Annotated in this window: 16 protein-coding genes; 10 read left to right on the top strand and 6 right to left on the bottom strand. The window is 60.5% G+C overall.

Annotation, left to right across the window (positions count from 1 at the left end):
* Positions 1 to 11: 11 nt before the first annotated feature.
* Entirely contained in the window at positions 12 to 752 is a 741-nt protein-coding gene (locus GSQ93_RS30650) for a helix-turn-helix domain-containing protein (RefSeq protein WP_158939601.1), read from the bottom strand.
* Positions 753 to 887: 135 nt separating this feature from the next.
* Complete coding sequence (locus tag GSQ93_RS30645; RefSeq protein ID WP_158939600.1) at positions 888 to 1,364, bottom strand: universal stress protein; 477 nt, start codon at positions 1,362 to 1,364, stop codon at positions 888 to 890.
* 313 nt (positions 1,365 to 1,677) lie between these two features.
* Between GSQ93_RS30645 and GSQ93_RS30640 the strand changes: the two genes are divergently transcribed.
* The 3 genes from GSQ93_RS30640 to GSQ93_RS30630 all read left to right on the top strand — a co-directional run bounded on the left by GSQ93_RS30640 (position 1,678) and on the right by GSQ93_RS30630 (position 3,920).
* Positions 1,678 to 3,186: an MFS transporter gene (locus GSQ93_RS30640; RefSeq protein ID WP_158939598.1), complete on the top strand. Its 1,509-nt coding sequence runs from the start codon at positions 1,678 to 1,680 to the stop codon at positions 3,184 to 3,186.
* A 117-nt stretch (positions 3,187 to 3,303) separates the two neighbouring features.
* Positions 3,304 to 3,558 carry an AbrB/MazE/SpoVT family DNA-binding domain-containing protein gene (locus tag GSQ93_RS30635; protein ID WP_158939596.1) on the top strand — a complete coding sequence of 85 codons (255 nt, stop codon included), beginning with the start codon at positions 3,304 to 3,306 and terminating at the stop codon, positions 3,556 to 3,558.
* Positions 3,558 to 3,920, top strand: coding sequence for a type II toxin-antitoxin system PemK/MazF family toxin (locus tag GSQ93_RS30630; RefSeq protein WP_158939594.1), 363 nt, complete (start codon positions 3,558 to 3,560; stop codon positions 3,918 to 3,920). Before GSQ93_RS30635 ends, GSQ93_RS30630 begins: the two co-directional genes overlap by 1 nt.
* Before the next feature lie 158 nt (positions 3,921 to 4,078).
* Here the strand turns inward: GSQ93_RS30630 and GSQ93_RS30625 are convergent, their stop codons facing one another.
* The 3 genes from GSQ93_RS30625 to GSQ93_RS30615 all read right to left on the bottom strand — a co-directional run bounded on the left by GSQ93_RS30625 (position 4,079) and on the right by GSQ93_RS30615 (position 7,825).
* Positions 4,079 to 5,647, bottom strand: coding sequence for a DHA2 family efflux MFS transporter permease subunit (locus GSQ93_RS30625; RefSeq protein ID WP_158939592.1), 1,569 nt, complete (start codon positions 5,645 to 5,647; stop codon positions 4,079 to 4,081).
* A gap of 176 nt (positions 5,648 to 5,823) precedes the next feature.
* A complete protein-coding gene (locus GSQ93_RS30620; protein ID WP_158939590.1) occupies positions 5,824 to 6,618 on the bottom strand; it encodes an ABC transporter substrate-binding protein in 795 nt (264 codons plus the stop codon).
* A 52-nt stretch (positions 6,619 to 6,670) separates the two neighbouring features.
* Positions 6,671 to 7,825, bottom strand: coding sequence for a methionine aminotransferase (locus tag GSQ93_RS30615; RefSeq protein WP_158939589.1), 1,155 nt, complete (start codon positions 7,823 to 7,825; stop codon positions 6,671 to 6,673).
* Between the two features lie 124 nt (positions 7,826 to 7,949).
* On the opposite strand from GSQ93_RS30615, the gene GSQ93_RS30610 reads away from it, so the two are divergent.
* Positions 7,950 to 8,879, top strand: a complete 930-nt coding sequence (locus GSQ93_RS30610; RefSeq protein WP_158939587.1) for a LysR substrate-binding domain-containing protein — start codon at positions 7,950 to 7,952, stop codon at positions 8,877 to 8,879.
* Between the two features lie 60 nt (positions 8,880 to 8,939).
* Here GSQ93_RS30610 and GSQ93_RS30605 read toward each other — a convergent pair whose 3' ends face one another.
* A complete protein-coding gene (locus GSQ93_RS30605; RefSeq protein WP_158939585.1) occupies positions 8,940 to 10,100 on the bottom strand; it encodes a branched-chain amino acid ABC transporter substrate-binding protein in 1,161 nt (386 codons plus the stop codon).
* A gap of 748 nt (positions 10,101 to 10,848) precedes the next feature.
* Between GSQ93_RS30605 and GSQ93_RS30600 the strand changes: the two genes are divergently transcribed.
* From GSQ93_RS30600 to GSQ93_RS38400, 6 genes are all read left to right on the top strand, one after another.
* Complete coding sequence (locus tag GSQ93_RS30600; protein ID WP_158939583.1) at positions 10,849 to 12,399, top strand: carbohydrate porin; 1,551 nt, start codon at positions 10,849 to 10,851, stop codon at positions 12,397 to 12,399.
* 38 nt (positions 12,400 to 12,437) lie between these two features.
* Entirely contained in the window at positions 12,438 to 13,589 is a 1,152-nt protein-coding gene (locus GSQ93_RS30595) for an SMP-30/gluconolactonase/LRE family protein (protein WP_254074143.1), read from the top strand.
* Positions 13,590 to 13,658: 69 nt separating this feature from the next.
* The gene (efeB, locus tag GSQ93_RS30590; protein ID WP_158939582.1) at positions 13,659 to 14,939 is read left to right on the top strand and encodes an iron uptake transporter deferrochelatase/peroxidase subunit; all 1,281 of its coding nucleotides are present in this window, start codon (positions 13,659 to 13,661) and stop codon (positions 14,937 to 14,939) included.
* A 76-nt stretch (positions 14,940 to 15,015) separates the two neighbouring features.
* Positions 15,016 to 16,041 (top strand): iron ABC transporter substrate-binding protein, encoded by a 1,026-nt coding sequence (locus GSQ93_RS30585; RefSeq protein ID WP_158939580.1) that lies wholly within the window; start codon positions 15,016 to 15,018, stop codon positions 16,039 to 16,041.
* Between the two features lie 12 nt (positions 16,042 to 16,053).
* A complete protein-coding gene (locus GSQ93_RS30580) occupies positions 16,054 to 17,697 on the top strand; it encodes an iron ABC transporter permease (protein ID WP_158939578.1) in 1,644 nt (547 codons plus the stop codon).
* Between the two features lie 6 nt (positions 17,698 to 17,703).
* On the top strand, positions 17,704 to 18,032 hold a 329-nt coding region (locus GSQ93_RS38400), incomplete at its 3' end, for an ATP-binding cassette domain-containing protein (RefSeq protein WP_254074142.1).

Here is an 18,032-nt window from a genome sequence, read left to right as displayed (position 1 = left end):
TGGGTCGTGCGCTAGATCGCGCGCAGGCCGTCGAAGTCGAGGATGTGGATGAGCTTGCCATTCGCCGCGATCAGCCCCTTGGCCTGAAAACGCGATAGCGTCCGGCTGACCGTTTCCAGCGTGATGCCGAGAAAACTGCCCATGTCGTCGCGCGTGAGGCGCAGGTTGAACTCGTTGCCTGCATAACCGCGGCGGGTCAGCCGGGCGGAGAGATCCAGCAGCAGGGCCGCGACCCGCTCGTCGGCGCGCAACGTGCCGAGGATCAGGGTTTGCGTCGCCTTCCGGACAACTTCGCGACTGAGCAATTGCAGCAGCCGGCGCTGGAGGGCACTGGTTTCGCGGCAGGCGCGCTCAAAGTGCACATAGGGGATCAGGCAGACCGAGCTGTCTTCTAGCGCGATGGCGTGGCATGCGTGCCGGCCATTATCGAATCCTTCTAGGCCGAGTGCATCGCCACCGAGATGAAGGCCCATGACCTGTTCGCGGCCGTTGCCATTCGGCGTTGATATTACCGTTTTGATCGAGCCGGAGCGGATGGCGTAGAGGGTGTCGAAGGTGTCGCCGACGCGAAACAGGGTTTCGCCCCGCTTGATCGTGCGGGCGTTGACGATGACCTTCTGGAGCCTGTTGACGTCGTCAGAGGATAGGCCTTGCGGCAGGCAGTAATGCTTCAAGGCGCAGGTCGAGCAATGAGCGGCGTGGCGCGAGGGGGCGCTGGGCAGAGGAACGGGGGTCTCGTGGACGGTTTGCATGGTTCGCTCGCTTTTAGTTCGTTTTGATCTGGAACAAGGAAATTGTCCCATCGATGCGATCCACTCCCGGGTGGCAAAACGTCGCGTGAGAATGCCGTCGCCGGCTTGCCCACTCGCACGCCCCGCCGCGGCGCTTTATCCCTTTAAGTCAGGCCCCGCGTCGGTGCCGGATGCTGCCGGAATCAGCAATACCGGCAGCGTCGCCTGGCGCAGGCACCGTTCCGCGACACTGCCAAGTATCAGCCGCTGGAAGCCTTTGCGGCCGTGCGTGCCCATCACCAGCAGGTCCGCGTTGAACGCAGCGGCGGCGGCCAGCACCATCTCCGCGACATCATCCACTGACGAACCCTCGGCGATCACCACTGCGCCTTGCACGCCGCGCTGTTTTATCTCGGCGTTCGCTTCGTCGGCGAGTTTGGCGCCCTGGTCGGCGAGCTCGTCGCGCAGGATGGAGGGGTCGTAGCCGGGCACGTCGTAATAGACCGGCGCGTTTTCGACGACGTAATAGGGCTGCAGCACCGCGCCGTGCGTGGCGGCGAGTTCGAGCGCGGATTCGAATGCGCGGCGCGAGGTGCGGCTGCCGTCAATAGCCACGACGATTCGTTTGAACATGCGGTTCTCCTTCAGCGATTGAAATGCAAACGACGGTTTTTTTAGTCGATGAAAACCGTCGCACCTGATTGCCCGGCTTACAAATGTACGACAGTAATGATCCGATTAATGTTCCCTTTGTCGACAACCCTTCGATCCTGACCAACCGGACGAAATAATGACGTCATACAATCCGGGGCGTGATGTTGCTATCGTTTACCTCTATTTTTACTCTTCTAGTCCCCAGCCCGTGTCTGAATCCGCCCCGCAGTCTGCTTCCCCGCCCCCGTACGAATCCGCCTCCGCACTGCCTTTCCGTAACGCTCTCCTAGCGATGCTCGGCATCGGTCTGGTCAACATGCTGGTCGCGCTTGACCAGACTGTAGTCAGTACCGCGCTGCCGTCGATCGTCGCGGAATTGCATGGTTTCGAGTATTACGCGTGGATTGCGAGCGCGTATTTGCTGGCATCGGTTGTGACGGTGCCAGTATTCGGCCGGCTTGGCGATTATTTCGGCCGGAAGCGGTTCGTGATTGCCGCGGTGATCACGTTCACTGCGGCCTCGGTGCTGTGCGGCGTCGCCAACGACATGTTGTTCCTGGTCATCGCGCGTGGTTTGCAGGGCGTGGGCGGAGGGATGATGGTCGGCACGGCGTTCGCGTCCATTCCCGATCTCTTTCCCGATCCGCGTTTGCGGGTGCGCTGGCAGGTGGTGATGGCGGCGTCGTATGGGATCGGGACGGCGGCGGGGCCGTCGTTGGGCGGCTGGATGAGTGAACATTGGGGATGGCGGTCGACGTTCCTGATCAACCTGCCGGTGGGGATTGCCGCGTTTTATTTCATCTGGGCGCATTTGCCGAATTTCCATCGGCCGCGCGAGGGGGCGGTGAAGATCGACTGGCTGGGCGCGGTGCTGGTTGCTCTCGTGCTGGGCGGCCTGCAGGCATTCATTGAGGCTGTGCCGAAGAGCGGCCTGACCGTGGGGAACGTGGCGTTGGCTGCGTGCGTGGCGGGCGGCGCGGTGGCGTTGCTGATATGCGAGCGTCGCGCGACGCATCCGATCATTCCGCTCGACCTCTTCAAAGACCCACAGCTTGTTACGTTATTTACGCTGTCGATGCTGTCGGGTTTCGTGATGTTTTCGTTGATCTTTTTTGCGCCGCTTTTGCTGCAGGGCGGTTTTGGTTTATCGCCGCAGGAGGCTGGGTTACTGGCTACGCCGATTGCGATGTTTATTGCCATCGGCAGTTTTATCAACACGCGCATTGTGATTCATTTGCGCAAGCCTACGTTTATCTTGTCGATTGGATTCACGCTGCTGCTATTCGCGTGCATTGCGCTGGCGTTTGCCGATGCTTCCACGCCGCATATCTGGATCGAGATTCCGATGGCGGGCATTGGTATTGGCCTCGGATTCGTGCTGAATAACCTGAACGTATTCGGGCAGGAGATTGCCGGGCGTGAGCGCTTTGGCATTACCACGGCGTTGCTGCAGTCCACTCGAATGGTGGGCGGGATGCTTGGGACGAGCGTGGTCGCGGTGATCGTGCAGCATCATTACCGCGACGTGATTACGCGCACGCTGCGGGTGCTTGGCGAGCCGGCGAGTACCGCGTGGTTGCCGCGATTTGCCGATCCGCGGATCCTGATTGATTCCGTGTTGCGGGGGAAGTTGCTGGCCGATCTGGTGCCGGCCGGGCTGGATGGACCGGCGATGATCGAGAGCGCTCGTGAGGTGCTCGTTCAGTCGATTCACATTGGCGTGGCGCTGACCGCGGTAGCGGCGTTATCGGCGGTGCTGATGGTGCGGAGGGTTTCGCATATTACGTTTCGGAAGGGGTAGGGATCGGTGTTACTCCGCTGACACCATCAACAGGGTGCTTGCACCGTCGTCTAGACATGTTGAAACCTCCCTGTAAAACGTATAGACTTGTCTCAACGTTTATGGGAGGTCGGCATTATGGCGAAAACAGCAACGCTCACGATCCAGCAGTGGGGAAACAGCCTGGCTGTCCGCATCCCCGCCGCTATCGCGCGCTCGGCGCATTTCGAGGTCGGTCAGGAGGTCGAGGTGTCGACAGACGAGATTGGCGTGACGGTGAAGCCGGTGGGTCCTCGCCAGCTCACGCTCGCCGAGAAACTGGCGAAATTTGATCCTGCAACGCACGGTGGTGAGGCGATGGCCACGGGCCGCATCGGCGCGGAGGAGTTTTGATGGCAGCAGCTTCGTGGGCGCCGGATCGACGCGACATTATCTGGATTGACTGCAACCCTCAGGTTGGCCGCAAGATGAAGGATATGCACCCAATGCTGGTTTTGTCACCGAAGCCATTCAACGAGCGCACCGGGATTGTTATTGGACTTCCCATGACGACAGCCGCGTTCAACGACACAAATCCGTTTGCAATCAAGTTTCAGGGGCCGAAAAACGTTACGAGCTACGTGCTTGGACACCAGCCCAAGTCTTTTGACTGGCGAGCGCGAGGAGCAAAGGCGCATCCGTGGAAGCGTGCACCCGATGAGGTGTTTGCGGCAGCGTGCGAGCAGTTGAACCAGATTATCGCGATTTGCGAATAGGAAATAAGATCAAGCGAAGCGACTTGGCTCAAGCTGCTGCTGAGCCGTCGCAATGCGGGGTTGAACTACGAGCTTCATGCTTTCCGAACGCGGATCACATGGGGTGGACCTCCAAAGGACCACCCCAATCCCAAATGCCAGCCAACACCGCACAAACCTCAATGCGCGCCCGCCGCCGCTCCGCCCCCGCCGCCTTTCGCCCGCTTCGTAATCCAGATGAGCGGAATAATCAGAATGAAAATAACCGCGGAAGCAAAGAAGATGTCGTTCAGCCCCATCATTGCGGCTTGCGTATTCACCGTGAAATCGAATAACCCGCGCGCCTGAGCTTCGTTGACATTCAACACCCCTTGCGATGCCTGCAGTGACTGTAAGAACAGCGGATTATTCACATTAGCCTGCTCCGTCAGCCGTTCGTGATGAAGCGCAATGCGATTGGTCCACGCATTGCCGCACAGCGACGTTCCGACCGCGCCACAAAACACCCGCGCGAAATTCGATAAGCCCGCAGCGGCAGGAATTTTTGACGGCGGCAGTCCCGACAAGATAATCGACGTCAACGGCACGAAAAACAGCGCCATTGGGATACCCTGCAAAAGCGTAGGCAGGACCAGATGCCAGGTATCGATTTGAATCACATACTTCGAGCGCATATAAAACACAATCGCGAAGCCAATAAACGCCATGGTCGCCACCACGCGCGCATCAGTGCGCGGCAAAACGCGGCCCATTACCGGCGCGAGAATCACCGCAAAGATCCCCAATGGCGCCGTCACCAACCCGGCATCGACGGAACGGTAATTGAGGTATTGCTGCATCCATTGCGGCAATAGCACCAGATTGCCGAAGAACACGCCGTAAGCCACGGAAATGGCGACCGTGCCGCCGAAGAAATTGCGTCCCGCGAACAGGCGTAAATCCACGACCGGATTCTTTTCGGTCAATTCCCAGACCACGAAGAATGCAAAAGCAATCACCGCAATGATGCCCAGCCAGACGATCACCGGCGATGAAAACCAGTCGAGGTCGCGGCCTTTATCGAGCATGATTTGCAGCGATGCCACCCACGCAATCAGCAACATGAGTCCGACCGTGTCGATAGGTGCTTTACGCGTGGCCGATTCACGCGACTTGTAAATAAACCAGGTCACGCTGGCGGCAAAAAGCCCCACAGGAATGTTGATATAGAAGATCCACGACCAGCTGTAGCTGTCGGTAATCCAGCCGCCTAAAGCCGGCCCGGCAATCGGCCCGACAACGGCGGTCATCGCCCAAAGGGAAAGCGCCATCGACGCTTTCTCCTTGGGATACGAACCCAGCAAGATCGCCTGCGACAGCGGAATCAACGGCCCGGCAACGGCGCCTTGCAAAACCCGCGCGGCGAGCAGGATCGGCAGTGTTGGCGCAAGCCCGCAAAGCCACGAAGAAATCACGAATAACAAGATTGCGCCAACAAACAGCTTGATCTGCCCAATGCGCTGAGTCAGCCACCCGGTCAGGGGAATGGACACGGCATTGGCCGCGGCGAATACCGTCACGACCCACGTGCCTTCATCGACGGAAACGCCGAGATTGCCGGAAATAGTCGGGATAGCGACGTTCGCGATCGATGAGTCGAGCACGTTCATGAACGTGGCGAGCGCCACGGCAATGGTCGCGAGAACCAGTTGGCCACCTTTCAACGGCGGCGGGGAAGGCGCAGGCGGTGCGGCGGGCGCAGTGCTCATGGGATATCCGGATAAAGCGGCCACCCGATGCAACACAGCGGCCGATTGTGCCAACGACGAAGGCCGCAGTGTGCCAGCGTTCAAAAAACCTCGCTGATCACGCTGCGGCTTTCATCCAGCTATCAAGCCGCGAGCGGCCCTTCCGTCGACTTCGGATATCGCCTTTTCAGGCCACTTTATTTTGCTGACACGTCGATGTCGCCGAGGTACTTCTTCGCGAACTTCGCAATCGTTCCGTCCGCCTTGAGCTTCGCGATGGCTGTGTTCAGACGCTGCTTCAACGCATCGTCGCCCTTGCGGATGCCAAATGCAATGCCGCTGCCCAGGATCTTGTCGTCGCTGACCGGGCCGCCTACAAAGCTGTATCCCGCGCCGTCCGGCTTCGACAGGAAGCCCGTTTGTCCGGCGGCAGAGAGTACGAGCGTGCCGTCAAGACGGCCGGCCTTCAGATCCGTATAAGCCTGGTTCTGATCCTGGTACGGCACCACGTTCACGCCCGCATTCGCCCAATGCGCCTTGGCGAAATTTTCCTGGATCGAACCCTGCAACACGCCGATGTTCTTGCCCTTCAGCGATGCCGGCGTCGGCTCGAGCCCGCTACCCGTCTTCGCAATCAGTTGCGTGGGCACGCGATACACGACCGTCGTGAAGTCGATGGCCTGGCGGCGCTGATCGGTCGCGTTCATCGCGGAATTGATTGCATCGAATTTGCGGCCCTGCAACGCCGGGATCAACCCGTCGAACGAGGTCTCGATCCACGCGCATTTCATCTTCGCCGTGGCGCACACCGCATTGCCGACATCGATATCCAGCCCCTGCAATTCACCGGATGCCGCTTTCGATTCGAACGGCGGATATTGCGCTTCCACACCGTAACGCAAGGTATCGGATTCGGCGGCGTACACGGCGGCGCTGCACAACGACGAGGCGATCAAAAGGGCGGCCGACAGAGCGCGGACGGTTTTTTTCATGGAGCGTGTCTCTCTTGGTAGAAGTTGAATGTTCGAGGCAGCATTGACCGCGTCAAACCGCGCACAAGCGACGTGCGCCTTCGCGCAGCGTGTCGTCGTCCTTGGCGAAGCTGAGGCGAATGATGCGGTTGTCCGTGCCGTCGGTGTAGAACGCCGACAAGGGAATGGTCGCGACGCGGGTTTCGCGAATCAGGCGCAGCACGAAGTCGCTGTCCGATTCATCGGAGAACGCCCCGAAGCGCGCCAGCATAAAGAAGCTTCCCGCGCTCGGCAAAAGTTCGAAGCGTGACCCGCTCAGCGCTTGGGCGAGGAGATCGCGTTTCTTCTGATAGAACTCGCCGAGCCCGAGATAGCTCGACGCGTCGCCGAGTGCTTCCGCAAATGCGATCTGCATGGGGGTATCGGCGGCGAAGGTCATGAACTGATGGACCTTGCGAATTTCGTTGGTCAATTCGGCCGGGGCGAGCGTGAAACCAACTCGCCAACCCGTCACGTGATACGACTTGCCGAACGACGACACGATCACGCTGCGCTCGGCCAATGCCGGATAACGCGCCATGCTGTGATGCAGGGCGCCGTCGAACACCACGTGTTCGTACACTTCATCCGACAACACAATAATCTTCGAATCGCGCGTCAGTGCCGTGAGGCGGTTGATGTCTTCAACCGTGAACGCGCTGCCAGAAGGATTGTGCGGCGAGTTGATGATGATCATCCGCGTGCGCGGCGTAATGGCGGCGGCCACCTCATCCCAGTCGATATGAAAATCCACCGGCGAGAGCTTGATCGGGATGGGCGTTGCACCCTGCAATTGCACGATGGGGCCGTAGCTATCGAAGGAAGGTTCGAAGTAGATCACTTCGTCGCCAGGATGGACGAGCGCGCTGATCGAGGCGTACAACCCTTCGCTGGCGCTTGCCACCACGGTGATTTCGCTGCCCGGGTCGTAGGTGGCCCCGTAGAGCTGCTGCGTTTTCAGCGCGAGGGCTTCGCGCAGCGCAAGCACGCCGGACATAGGCGCGTACTGGTTATGCCCGGCGCGCATGGCTCGCGCCGCGTTGTCCACCAGTTTCGGATCACATGCGAAATTCGGGGCGCCTTGCGAGAGATTCAGCGCCTGATGTTCCTCGGCGAGTTGGCCGATCACGGTAAAGATGGTCGTGCCGACATTCGGCAGCTTTGACGCGGGGGTCCAGGCACTTTTCACGGCGGTTGTCTCCGGAAGACTAATTCGAGTATCGATTGTCATTCGACCGCAGCAATAAACCGCGGACAATCGAAAGTTTGTCATACTAGCCATGAACCCAGCTCATGGCTTACGAGATCCGACAATGAAACAGCTGCCGTCTTTGGATGTGCTTAAAACCTTCGCGGTCGTCGCGCAGCGACTGAACTTTACCCATGCCGCCGACGTTCTCAATATCACGCAGGGCGCTGTCAGCCGGCAGATTTCCGGGCTGGAGTCGCATCTGGGTTATGCGCTGTTCGTGCGCCAGCCGCGAGGTCTGGCGCTGACGCCAAATGGCGCGATATTGCTCGCGCCCTTGCAGCAAGCTTTGGCACAGATTACCGAGGCGCTGGAGCGTAGCGGGGCGCAGTCGGGCACGTTGCGGGTGAAATGTCCCACGTGCGCGATGCGCTGGATCTTGCCGCGTGTGATCCGCTTGCAGAATGAGCGGCCAGAGCTGGTGATCGAGGTGACGGCGGCGGTGTCGCACGGGGTGGAGTTCAATGCCGAGCAGTTCGATGCCGCCATCGTATTCGGGCAGCCGACCGCAAAGGGCGTGAGTCTTAAGGGCGTGAGTTCGCATCATCTATTCGATGAAGTGCTGACGCCGGTGTGTGCACCGGGTTTGTGGAAGGCGGGGCAGGTCGGCGCAGCAACGCCGGATGATCTTGCCGATCAGACTTTGTTGCATCCGACGCGTGACCGGCGAGACTGGCTCAGGTGGCTGGAAGCGTATGGGTATAAGGGATTGCCATCGGCGAAAGCGCAGCACTTCGATACGCTCGATCTCGCCATTTCATCTGCCATGCAGGGCTTAGGCGTGACGATCGGGGATTTATCGCTGATTGAAGAGGACTTGCAGGCGCAGAGGATCATCACGCCGTTTTCGCTTTGTGTGCCTAGCGGGGCTTCGTATTATCTGATCTATCCGGAGCGGCCGGCGCCTTCACCGGTCTTGCGGGAATTTGCCGAATGGCTGGAGGGGGAGGCCGCGATGACGCGGGCGAATCTTGCGACTTATACGAGTGCGTGATTTTCGGTTCACGCTGAAGGGGCCGACCAGCGCCCCCAAGCGCGCGTCCGTTCAGTCCTGTTACGTCCCGTTCTTCGTCACGATCGGCACCCAGGCACCGCCCTTGACCTGATACATCGTCGACGAAGCATTCTTCAGCGCGCCTTTGTCGTCGAAGGCAATCGTGCCCGTAATGCCCGGGAACGAAATAGCCTTCAGCACCGGACGATACACCTTCGGATCGATGGAATTGGCCTTCTGCATAGCATTGATCCCGGCCCACGCAGCGTCATAACCGAACGGCGCATACGAAAGAATCGCCACGCCGAAATGCTTCTGGAATTTCTCGGCGAACGCCTTGCCTTGCGGCATCTTCTCAAGCGGACTGCCGTATTCCCATGCCATCGCGCCATCGGCTGCGTCGCCGGCAAGCTTCAGGAAATCCGTGTCCATCACGCCGCCGCCGCCCACGAACTGTGCAGTGAGACCCAGCTGCTTCATCCGCTTCGCCACCGCCGCCGCTTGCCGGTCGAGGCCCCCAAAGAAGATCAGGTCGGTGCCCACGCCCTTCAACGCGGTGAGCTGCGCGCTGAAATCGACGGTCTGGTTATCACTATATTGACGCGCGACGATCGTGCCGCCCGCCGCCTTCACCGCTTTCTCGAACTCGTCGGCTTCGCCCTGGCCGAAGGCCGTCCGGTCGTCGATGATCGAGATCTTCTTCGCTTTCGTCACCGTTACCGCGTACGTCCCGGCGGTGCCGGCGTTCTGGGCGTCGCTGGATATGACGGTGAAGACGTTGTCGAACCCTCGCTGCGTGATGGTCGGGTTGGTCGCCGCAGGATCGATCACAGGAATGCCGGCGGTCTGGTAGACCTGCGACGCCGGAATGGTCGTGCCTGAATTGAAGTGACCGACAACTACGGCCACACCGCCATCGACCAGTTTTTGCGCCGCCTGCACCCCGATCCGCGGGTCGGCCTGGTCGTCTTCAGCCTGGATGACAAAGTTGGCCGTCTTGCCGCCAATCTGGATCTTCTTCGCGTTCGCTTCATCCAGCGCCAGTTGCACGCCGTTTTGGAGGTCCTTCCCGTAACCGGCGTTCGCGCCCGTCAACGGCGCGGCAAAGCCGACCTTGACGTCGAACGTATCGGCAGCGGCGGACAGCGGCAACCCGCCCAGGGTGGCGGCAGCGCACGCAAGAATCCAGGCAAGCGGTTTGAGGTTTGTTCGAAGACGCATTTTTATTCTCCATCGGGGTTGGACAGGTCCGGCGAGCAGGGCGGTCAGGTTTCGCTTTCGCGTTTTGGTTTTTATCTACACGTTTTCAACTCCGTTTCCCGGTACACGACTGCATCACGGCAGCACGCTGTGAGCAAGACGGACTTGCCCGTGCGCGCTGTCATTATCGTGTGGACGAAAAAGCCGGTTGAGCTTGTTGAACGAACTCGCTGGAGAGCAGCAGCCCATGCAATTTAGGAAACCAAATTACCGGCGTCTTGGCAGTTCGTCGCATTGGCAATGCGGATTTCGGCATAGCGGGTTTGAGGATTGCCGAAGCGTGCTGAGCTGGCACTGCCGCCGCTGTTGACGCGCTCCGGCAATACCCTGACGTGGGCGACCATCTACCCGGTTTGACCCTGAAGATTGCGGCACAAACTGAAACGGATCCTATGCGGCGAAGACCCGTGATTTCCATGTTGTCTATGGATATCAAAAACATTACTGAATTATTTCAACTCATTCTGTTAGCAAGCCGTAATAAATGGCTTTTGTAAGGGAGTTTTCACCTGCCTGTAATTATAATGAGAATCGTTCTCATTTATATTGACGTTCAAACTTCGGGTGGGTACGATTCGCTTCGCCGGTGCCTTCTGGATGGTGGCCCGGAGGACGTGGCATAGGGCTCATGTCGTAGGGCGTAGCACCGTCTTTAGAACAATCAACACGACGCGTTAGCACAGCCGTCGCAACAAGACAGAGGATTTCGATGCAACCCGTCCAGCTCGCTCCGCGCGAATCGCGCGCTGAATCGCGACACGATTCACGCCCCGACGCGACACTGCGCGCTGCCATCAAGCGCCGCGGTGCGCCTTTCCGCCGGGCGGTGCTCGGTACCAGCCTGGCGTTGTTCGCGCTGGCTTCATCGGCAACATTCTCGGCGGCATTCGCTGCAGAGCCGGCCAACCCGGACGCAACCCCTTCTGATGCCCCCGAAGCCGACCTGAACATCCAGTCGAAACCCGCGGGTCAGTGGACCGGTGTATGGGGACGATCGACTTTGCTCGGCGACATGGGCGGCATCCGCTCGTTCCTCGGCCAGTACGGCGTGACGCTGCAAGCGACGGAAGTATCGGAATATCTCGACAATGCGCGCGGCGGCCTGAAAACCGGCGGCACGTATGACGGGCTGACCACTGTTACCCTCGGCCTCGATACCCAAAAGGCCTTCGGCCTGCCGGGCGGCACGTTCAACGCGAGCGCGTTGCAAATTCATGGCCGTAACCTGAGCGAGTTCAACCTCGGTACGTTGAACACCGCGAGCGGGATTGAAGCGCAGGACACCACGCGCCTGTGGGAACTCTGGTATCAGCAGTCGTTCCTGAACAAACGCGTGGACGTGAAGGTCGGTCAGCAAAGTATTGACCAGGAGTTCATGGTCAGCAGCTACGCGGCCACGTTCGTGAACACCATGTTCGGCTGGCCGGGCCTGCCGTCGTACGACATGCCTTCGGGCGGTCCGGCGTATCCGCTCTCCGGACTCGGCGTGCGCGTTCGCGGCCAGATCTCGCCTTCATTGACCGCACTGGCAGGCGTGTTCGACGCAGATCCGCTCGGCAACAACCCGAACAATCTCAGCGGCACGAACTTCAACCTGCATAACGGCGCGATGTATATCGGCGAATTGCAGTACTCGATCAACCAGCCGTCCGACGGCGACATGGTCGGCGTTCCGCAAAGCGGCTTGCCCGGTACGTACAAGATCGGCTTCTGGTACAACAACGAACGCTTCGCTGACCAGAATATCGATAACACCGGCCTGTCGCTCGCCGATCCGGCAAGTAGCGGCACGCCGCAAAACCATAACGGCAACTATAGCTTTTACGCTGTCGCGGACCAGATGATCTGGCGTCCGAACCCTGACGAACCGCGTAGCATCGGCGTGTTTGCGCGCGTGATGGGCGCGCCGGGCGACCGCAACCTGGTGAGCTTCAGCGCCAACGCGGGCATTGTGATGAAGGCCCCGTTCGCCGGCCGCGACAACGACAGCGTCGGCATTGGCCTTGCCTACATCAAGGTCGGCAACCACGTGCATGACCTCGATGTCGCGGCTGCAGCCGCAAGTGGCGGCCCGTACGGTATCCGCACGCAGGAAACGGCGGTGGAAGCGACGTATCAGTACCAGGTGACCCCGTGGTGGGTCATGCAGGGTGATCTGCAATACACCTTCAACGCGGGCGCCGGCCAGAATCCGAACGATCCCACGCAGCCGTTGCGCAACACGCTCGTCGTTGGCGTGCGCACCACCATCACCTTCTGATCGGCGTGATCTTGAACGCACGCACCCGAGGCTTTTGTATGAAACAATTTTTCAAATCCAGAGCGCTTTCGGCCACGCTGACGGCTGCTGCGTCAGCCGCGGTGCTGGCCGGCGGTCTTGTCAGCAGCATCGCGCACGCAGCGCCTGTCGGCTTTCTTGAGACGCTGCACAAGCACACCACGCTCATCAACACCGTGCCGTCCAACGGCGACCAGAATCCGTATGCGATCGTGGTCGCGCCGGTATCGTCGGGCACGGTCAAGCAGGGCGACGTGCTGGTAGGTAACTTCAACAACGCCGCGAACCTGCAAGGTACCGGCAGCACGATCATCAACTATCATCCCGATACCAAGGAGATGACGGTGTTCGCCACCGTGCCGCGCGATCTGAAGGATTGCCCGGGCGGTATCGGCCTCTCGACCGCGATGACCATGCTGAAGTCGGGCTGGGTGATCATCGGCAGCACGCCGAGCAACGACGGCACGACGGGCACCAAGGGCGCGGGCTGCCTGATCGTGCTCGACAACCAGGGCAAGGTCGCGTCCACTATCGCGAGTCCTAACATCAACGACCCGTGGGGCAACATGGCGGTCGTCGATAACGGCGATCACGCTACGCTGTTCGTGAGCAACGCGGGCTTCGGCGTGGGCGGTGCTGAGGGCAATCCTCCGGTGTTCAAGCAGGCGACCATTCTTCGCCTCGACCTGGATATCCCGCAAGGCAAGCCGCCGGTGGTCAAGCAGGAGACGGTGATCGCCAGTGGTTTCGGCGCGCAGGCTGACAAGGGCGTGTTCCTGGTCGGACCGACGGGTCTCGCGTTGTCGCAAGATCAGAAGCTGCTGTATGCATCGGATGCCGTGGGTAACCGCGTGACGGAAATCGATGAACCCATGACACGCGATACCAGCGCGGGTGTGGGCCGCGAATTGACCGCCGATGGTTTCCTGCATCGTCCGCTCGCCATGGTGACGGCGCCCAACGGGCACTTGCTGGTGACGAACGCGTTGAACGGCCAGGTCGTGGAGATTGATCCGGCGACGGGCAAGCAACTGTATGCACGCTGGATCGATACCGACAAAGCGCAATCGCCGCCGGGCAATGGTGACCTGTTCGGCATCGCGATGACGCCGGAAGGCGACGGCTTTTATTACGTACAGGACGATGTAAACACGCTGGTCCTGGCGAAGTAATGCGAGCGAAGTAAAGCAGCGTAGTTGAAGTCAAGCAAAGCGAAGTAATTAGCACAGCAGGGCGACACCATGGCAAACGATCAAGATCCACCGCGCCGCCGTTTTCTGAAAGCGGGCGTTGCCGCGGGCGCGGCATTAGGTGCGGTAGGCGCGGGTTCAGTCGCGCACGCTGCGACCAAGGCGCAGTTCAAGCAACCCATTGACCCGATGCTCGTGGTCGAGCCGTTCTTCGGCGCGCATCAGGCGGGTATCGTGACGCCGCAGCAGAGTCACACGTATGTCGCGTCGCTCGATCTCACGACCGATAAACGCGAAGAAGTGATCGGTCTTCTGAAAGAGTGGACGGACGCGGCCGCGCGCATGTCGCGTGGTGACACGGCGAAGCCCTTGCCCGCCGATGACAAAGCCGCACCCGATTCCGGCGATATCCTCGGCCTCGGCGCCGCGGGCCTCACGATCACCTTCGGATTCGGTCCGGGACTGTTCACGCACGAAGGTAAGGATCGCTACGGTCTGGAGAAGCGCCGGCCGGCCGCGCTGGTCGACTTGCCGCGCTTTAACGGCGACCAGTTGCTGCCGCAGAAAACCGGCGGCGACATCCTGATCCAGGCCTGCGCCAACGACGCACAAGTGGCGTTCCACGCCGTGCGTCAACTTGCGCGCATGGGCTACGGCATCGTCGCCATGCGATGGGCACAGGCCGGTTTCCTCTCCGGTCCGCGTGGACAGACCCCGCGCAACCTGATGGGTTTCAAGGACGGCACCAACAATCCGTCCACTGCGAAACCGGCGCTGATGAACCAGTTCGTATGGGCCAACGCGTCCGACGCACCGTGGATGAACGGTGGCACGTACACCGTCGTGCGGCGTATCCGTATCACGCTGGAACACTGGGACACCATGGAACGTGGTTTTCAGGAACAGGTGATGGGCCGCGAGAAATACAGCGGCGCGCCGATCGGCAAGAAGAACGAATTCGACTCGCTGGACCTCGATGCCGCCGATAAAGACGGCAACCAGGTGATCCCGGAAAACTCGCACGTGCGTCTGTCGAACCAGGCAACGAACAACGGTGCGCAGATCTTGCGCCGTTCGTATTCCTACAACGACGGCACCGATTTTTATATCGAGCGCTGGCCGCCATGGCGCCAGGAAACCGAGTACGACGCGGGGTTGATCTTCGTCGCGCATCAAAGCGATCCGCGTACCGGTTTCGTTCCGATCAACGAACGGCTGGCGAAGTTCGACATGATGAATCAGTTCACCACGCATGTAGGCAGCGCCGTGTTCGCGTGCCCGCCGGGCGTGCGGCCGGGGTCGTTTATCGGCGCGGGGCTGTTTGACGCCTGAATTAATTGAAGCAATAAAGCACACGCCGGCAGACGCTGGCACATGCCGACGCACCACAACAAAAGGAATGACTGCAATGAACACCTCACGCTCCCTGCCCGTGCTGCGCACGCTTTGCGGCATCGCGGTGCTGGCTGCCGCAGCGGCGTTGCCGCTGAACTCGGAAGCGGCGACGCTGACCTTGTACAACGCGCAACACGAGCAGGTCGTGGCCGCGCTGGCGAAGGACTTCGAGAAGCAAACCGGTGTGTCGGTGAAGGTCCGCAACGGCGAAGGCCCGGCCATGGCGGCGCAACTGGTCGCGGAAGGATCGGCTTCTCCCGCCGATGTCTATTTCACCGAGAATTCGCCCGAACTGATGTTGCTGGACGAGAAGGGCCTGCTCGCGAAAACCGATGCCTCCACGCTCTCGACCATCCCGTCGCGCTACAACTCGCCGCAGGGCGACTGGGTCGGCGTGCTCGCGCGTGAGAACGTGCTGGTCTACAACACGAAGAAGATCGATGCGGCGCAACTGCCGGCGTCGTTGATGGATCTCGCCAAGCCGGAATGGAAAGGCAAGGTCGGCATTGCACCGAGCGATGGCGATTTCCTGCCAGTAGTAAGCGCGGTTATCGCGATGAAGGGCGAAGCGCAAGCGTTGGACTGGCTCAAGGGCCTGAAGAAAAATTCGCAGATCTTCGATGACGACGAAGGCGTGGTGGCAGCAGTGAATCGCGGCGGCGTGGCGACGGGCGTAGTGAACAACTACTACTGGGCGCGCCTGCATGTGCAACTCGGCGACAGCGCAACCCGCAGCGCGATCTATCACTTTGGCAACGGTGACGTGGGCGCGCTGGTGAACGTATCGGGTGCGGCGGTATTGAAGTCGAGCCAGAACCAGAAGGAGGCGCAGCAATTCCTGGCGTATCTCGTCAGCGAACGTGCGCAGGACCTGATGGCCAAGGGCAAGATCGCGTTCGAATACCCGCTGCATGCAGGTGTTTCTCCCGATCCGTTGCTCAAGCCTTTCGACCAGTTGAGCCCGCCGTCATTGACGGTTGAACAACTCGGCGATGACAGCAAGGCAGCAAAGCTGATGCGCCAGGCCGGACTACTGTAAGCGCAGGAAAGTATGAGCGATGTCGTGAAGGCGGTTGGCGTGTCCGCGCTGCCTGAACCCCGCAGCCGCAAACGCGCGCCGCGGGGTTTGCTCGTGGCGGCGGGATTGTGCGCGCTGCTCGTGCTGATGCCGCTCGCCTTCACGGTGTATCGCGCCGTGACGTTTGGCTGGGATGACGCCATCGAGCTGATTTTCAGGCCGCTGGTGGGCGAACTGCTTATCAACACGCTGTCCATTACCGTGAGCGCCACGCTCGTGTCAGCGGTGGTGGGGACGGCGGCAGCATGGTTTATCGAACGGACGCGTTTGCCTGGGCGGCGTCTTTGGGCGGCGCTCACGGTCGCACCGCTCGCCATGCCCGCGTTCATCACGAGTTATGCGTGGGTGTCGCTGAGTCTCGATTTGCAGGACTTCGCGGGCGCGTTGCTTGTGATTTCTACCGCGTATTTCCCCCTTGTCTATCTGCCGGTTGCGGCCGCTTTACGCGGCATGGACCCGGCGCTCGAAGAGAGCGCGCGCTCGCTCGGTTGCGGGCGCGTAAGCGTGTTTGTGCGCGTGGTGTTGCCGCAATTGCGGCCCGCGCTGCTCGGCGGAATGTTGCTGGTGGCGTTAGGCGTGCTATCGGAATTTGGCGCGTTCACGCTGCTGCGCTTTCGGACCTTCACCACGCAGATCTACGCCGAATACCGAACGAGCTTCGACAGCAGCGGCGCGTCGGTATTCGCGTGCATTCTCATCGCAATGTGTCTCTTTTGCCTCGCGCTGGAAATGCGCGTGCGGGGACAAGCGCGCTATGAGCGCGTCGATCGCGGCGTGAGGCGTGCAGCACTTCGTTATGAACTCGGCATGTGGCGATGGGCGGTGGTCGCCGCGTTTGTCGCGCTGGCGATCGTGACGCTGGGCGTGCCTATCGGCATGATCGGTTTCTGGCTGACGCAAAGCGGCGCTGCGGCCATTACGCCGGCGGAAGTGTCGCCAGAACTGCTGCTTGAATCGACGTTGTCATCGATTGGTTATGGTTGCGCTGCGGCAATTGTCACCACGCTCGCGTGCGTGCCGTTGGCATTCTTGCTGGTGCGTTTCCCCAGCAGGGTCGCGACTACGTTCGAACGCATCGTGTTCCTCGCGCAAGGTTTGCCGAGCCTCGTGGTCGCGCTGGCGATCGTGTCGCTGGCCGTGCACGCGTTGCGGCCTCTGTATCAAAGCGCTGAGCTGCTGGTGGTGGCCTACGCCATCTTGTTCCTGCCGCTCGCGCTGGTCAGCGTGCGTGCTGCGTTTACGCAAGCGCAACCGCGTCTGGAAGAGACCGCGCGATCGCTTGGGCTAAGCTGGAGTGAAACCGTGCGACGTGTGCTCTTGCCGCTGGCCGGCCCGGGCCTGGGCGCTGGCGCCACGATGGTCTTCATCTCGGTCGTCACCGAACTCAATTCCACACTGTTGCTGTCGCCCAGCGGTACACGCACGCTCGCCACGCAAGTCTGGATCGATACGTCCACGCTCGCGTTTGCCGCCGCCGCGCCGTATGCCGCGCTGCTCGTGGGCATTTCGCTGGCGGCATCGGTCGCGCTGTTCACGTTGCTCGGGCGATCGGCGGTAGCGGGGCGTGCGGCTGTTATAAAAGAAGGACTACAGGCCGGTTCGCCGCCTGACAAGTAAATCGATATGAGCGAACTTCGCGTTACCAGCCTGACCAAGTCCTTCGATGGTCAACCCGTGCTTCATGGCGTCGATTTATCGGTGGAACGCGGCACGCTGCTTGCCTTGCTTGGACCGTCCGGCAGCGGCAAAACCACGCTGTTACGCGTGCTCTGCGGCTTCGAACGGGCGGACGGCGGCACGGTTGAAATCGATGGCGTGCGCGTGGCCGGGCCGGGCATTCATGTGCCGTCCGAAGCGCGTCGGATTGGTTATGTACCGCAGGAAGGCGCGCTGTTCCCGCATCTTTCGGTCGCCGATAACATCGTCTTCGGCTTGCCGCGGCAGCAGCGGCG

This window comes from Burkholderia sp. S171 (assembly GCF_009766085.1).
GTDB lineage: Bacteria > Pseudomonadota > Gammaproteobacteria > Burkholderiales > Burkholderiaceae > Caballeronia.
Note: the sequence above shows the minus strand (reverse complement) of the source record. Positions and strands in the feature narration are given on the sequence as shown.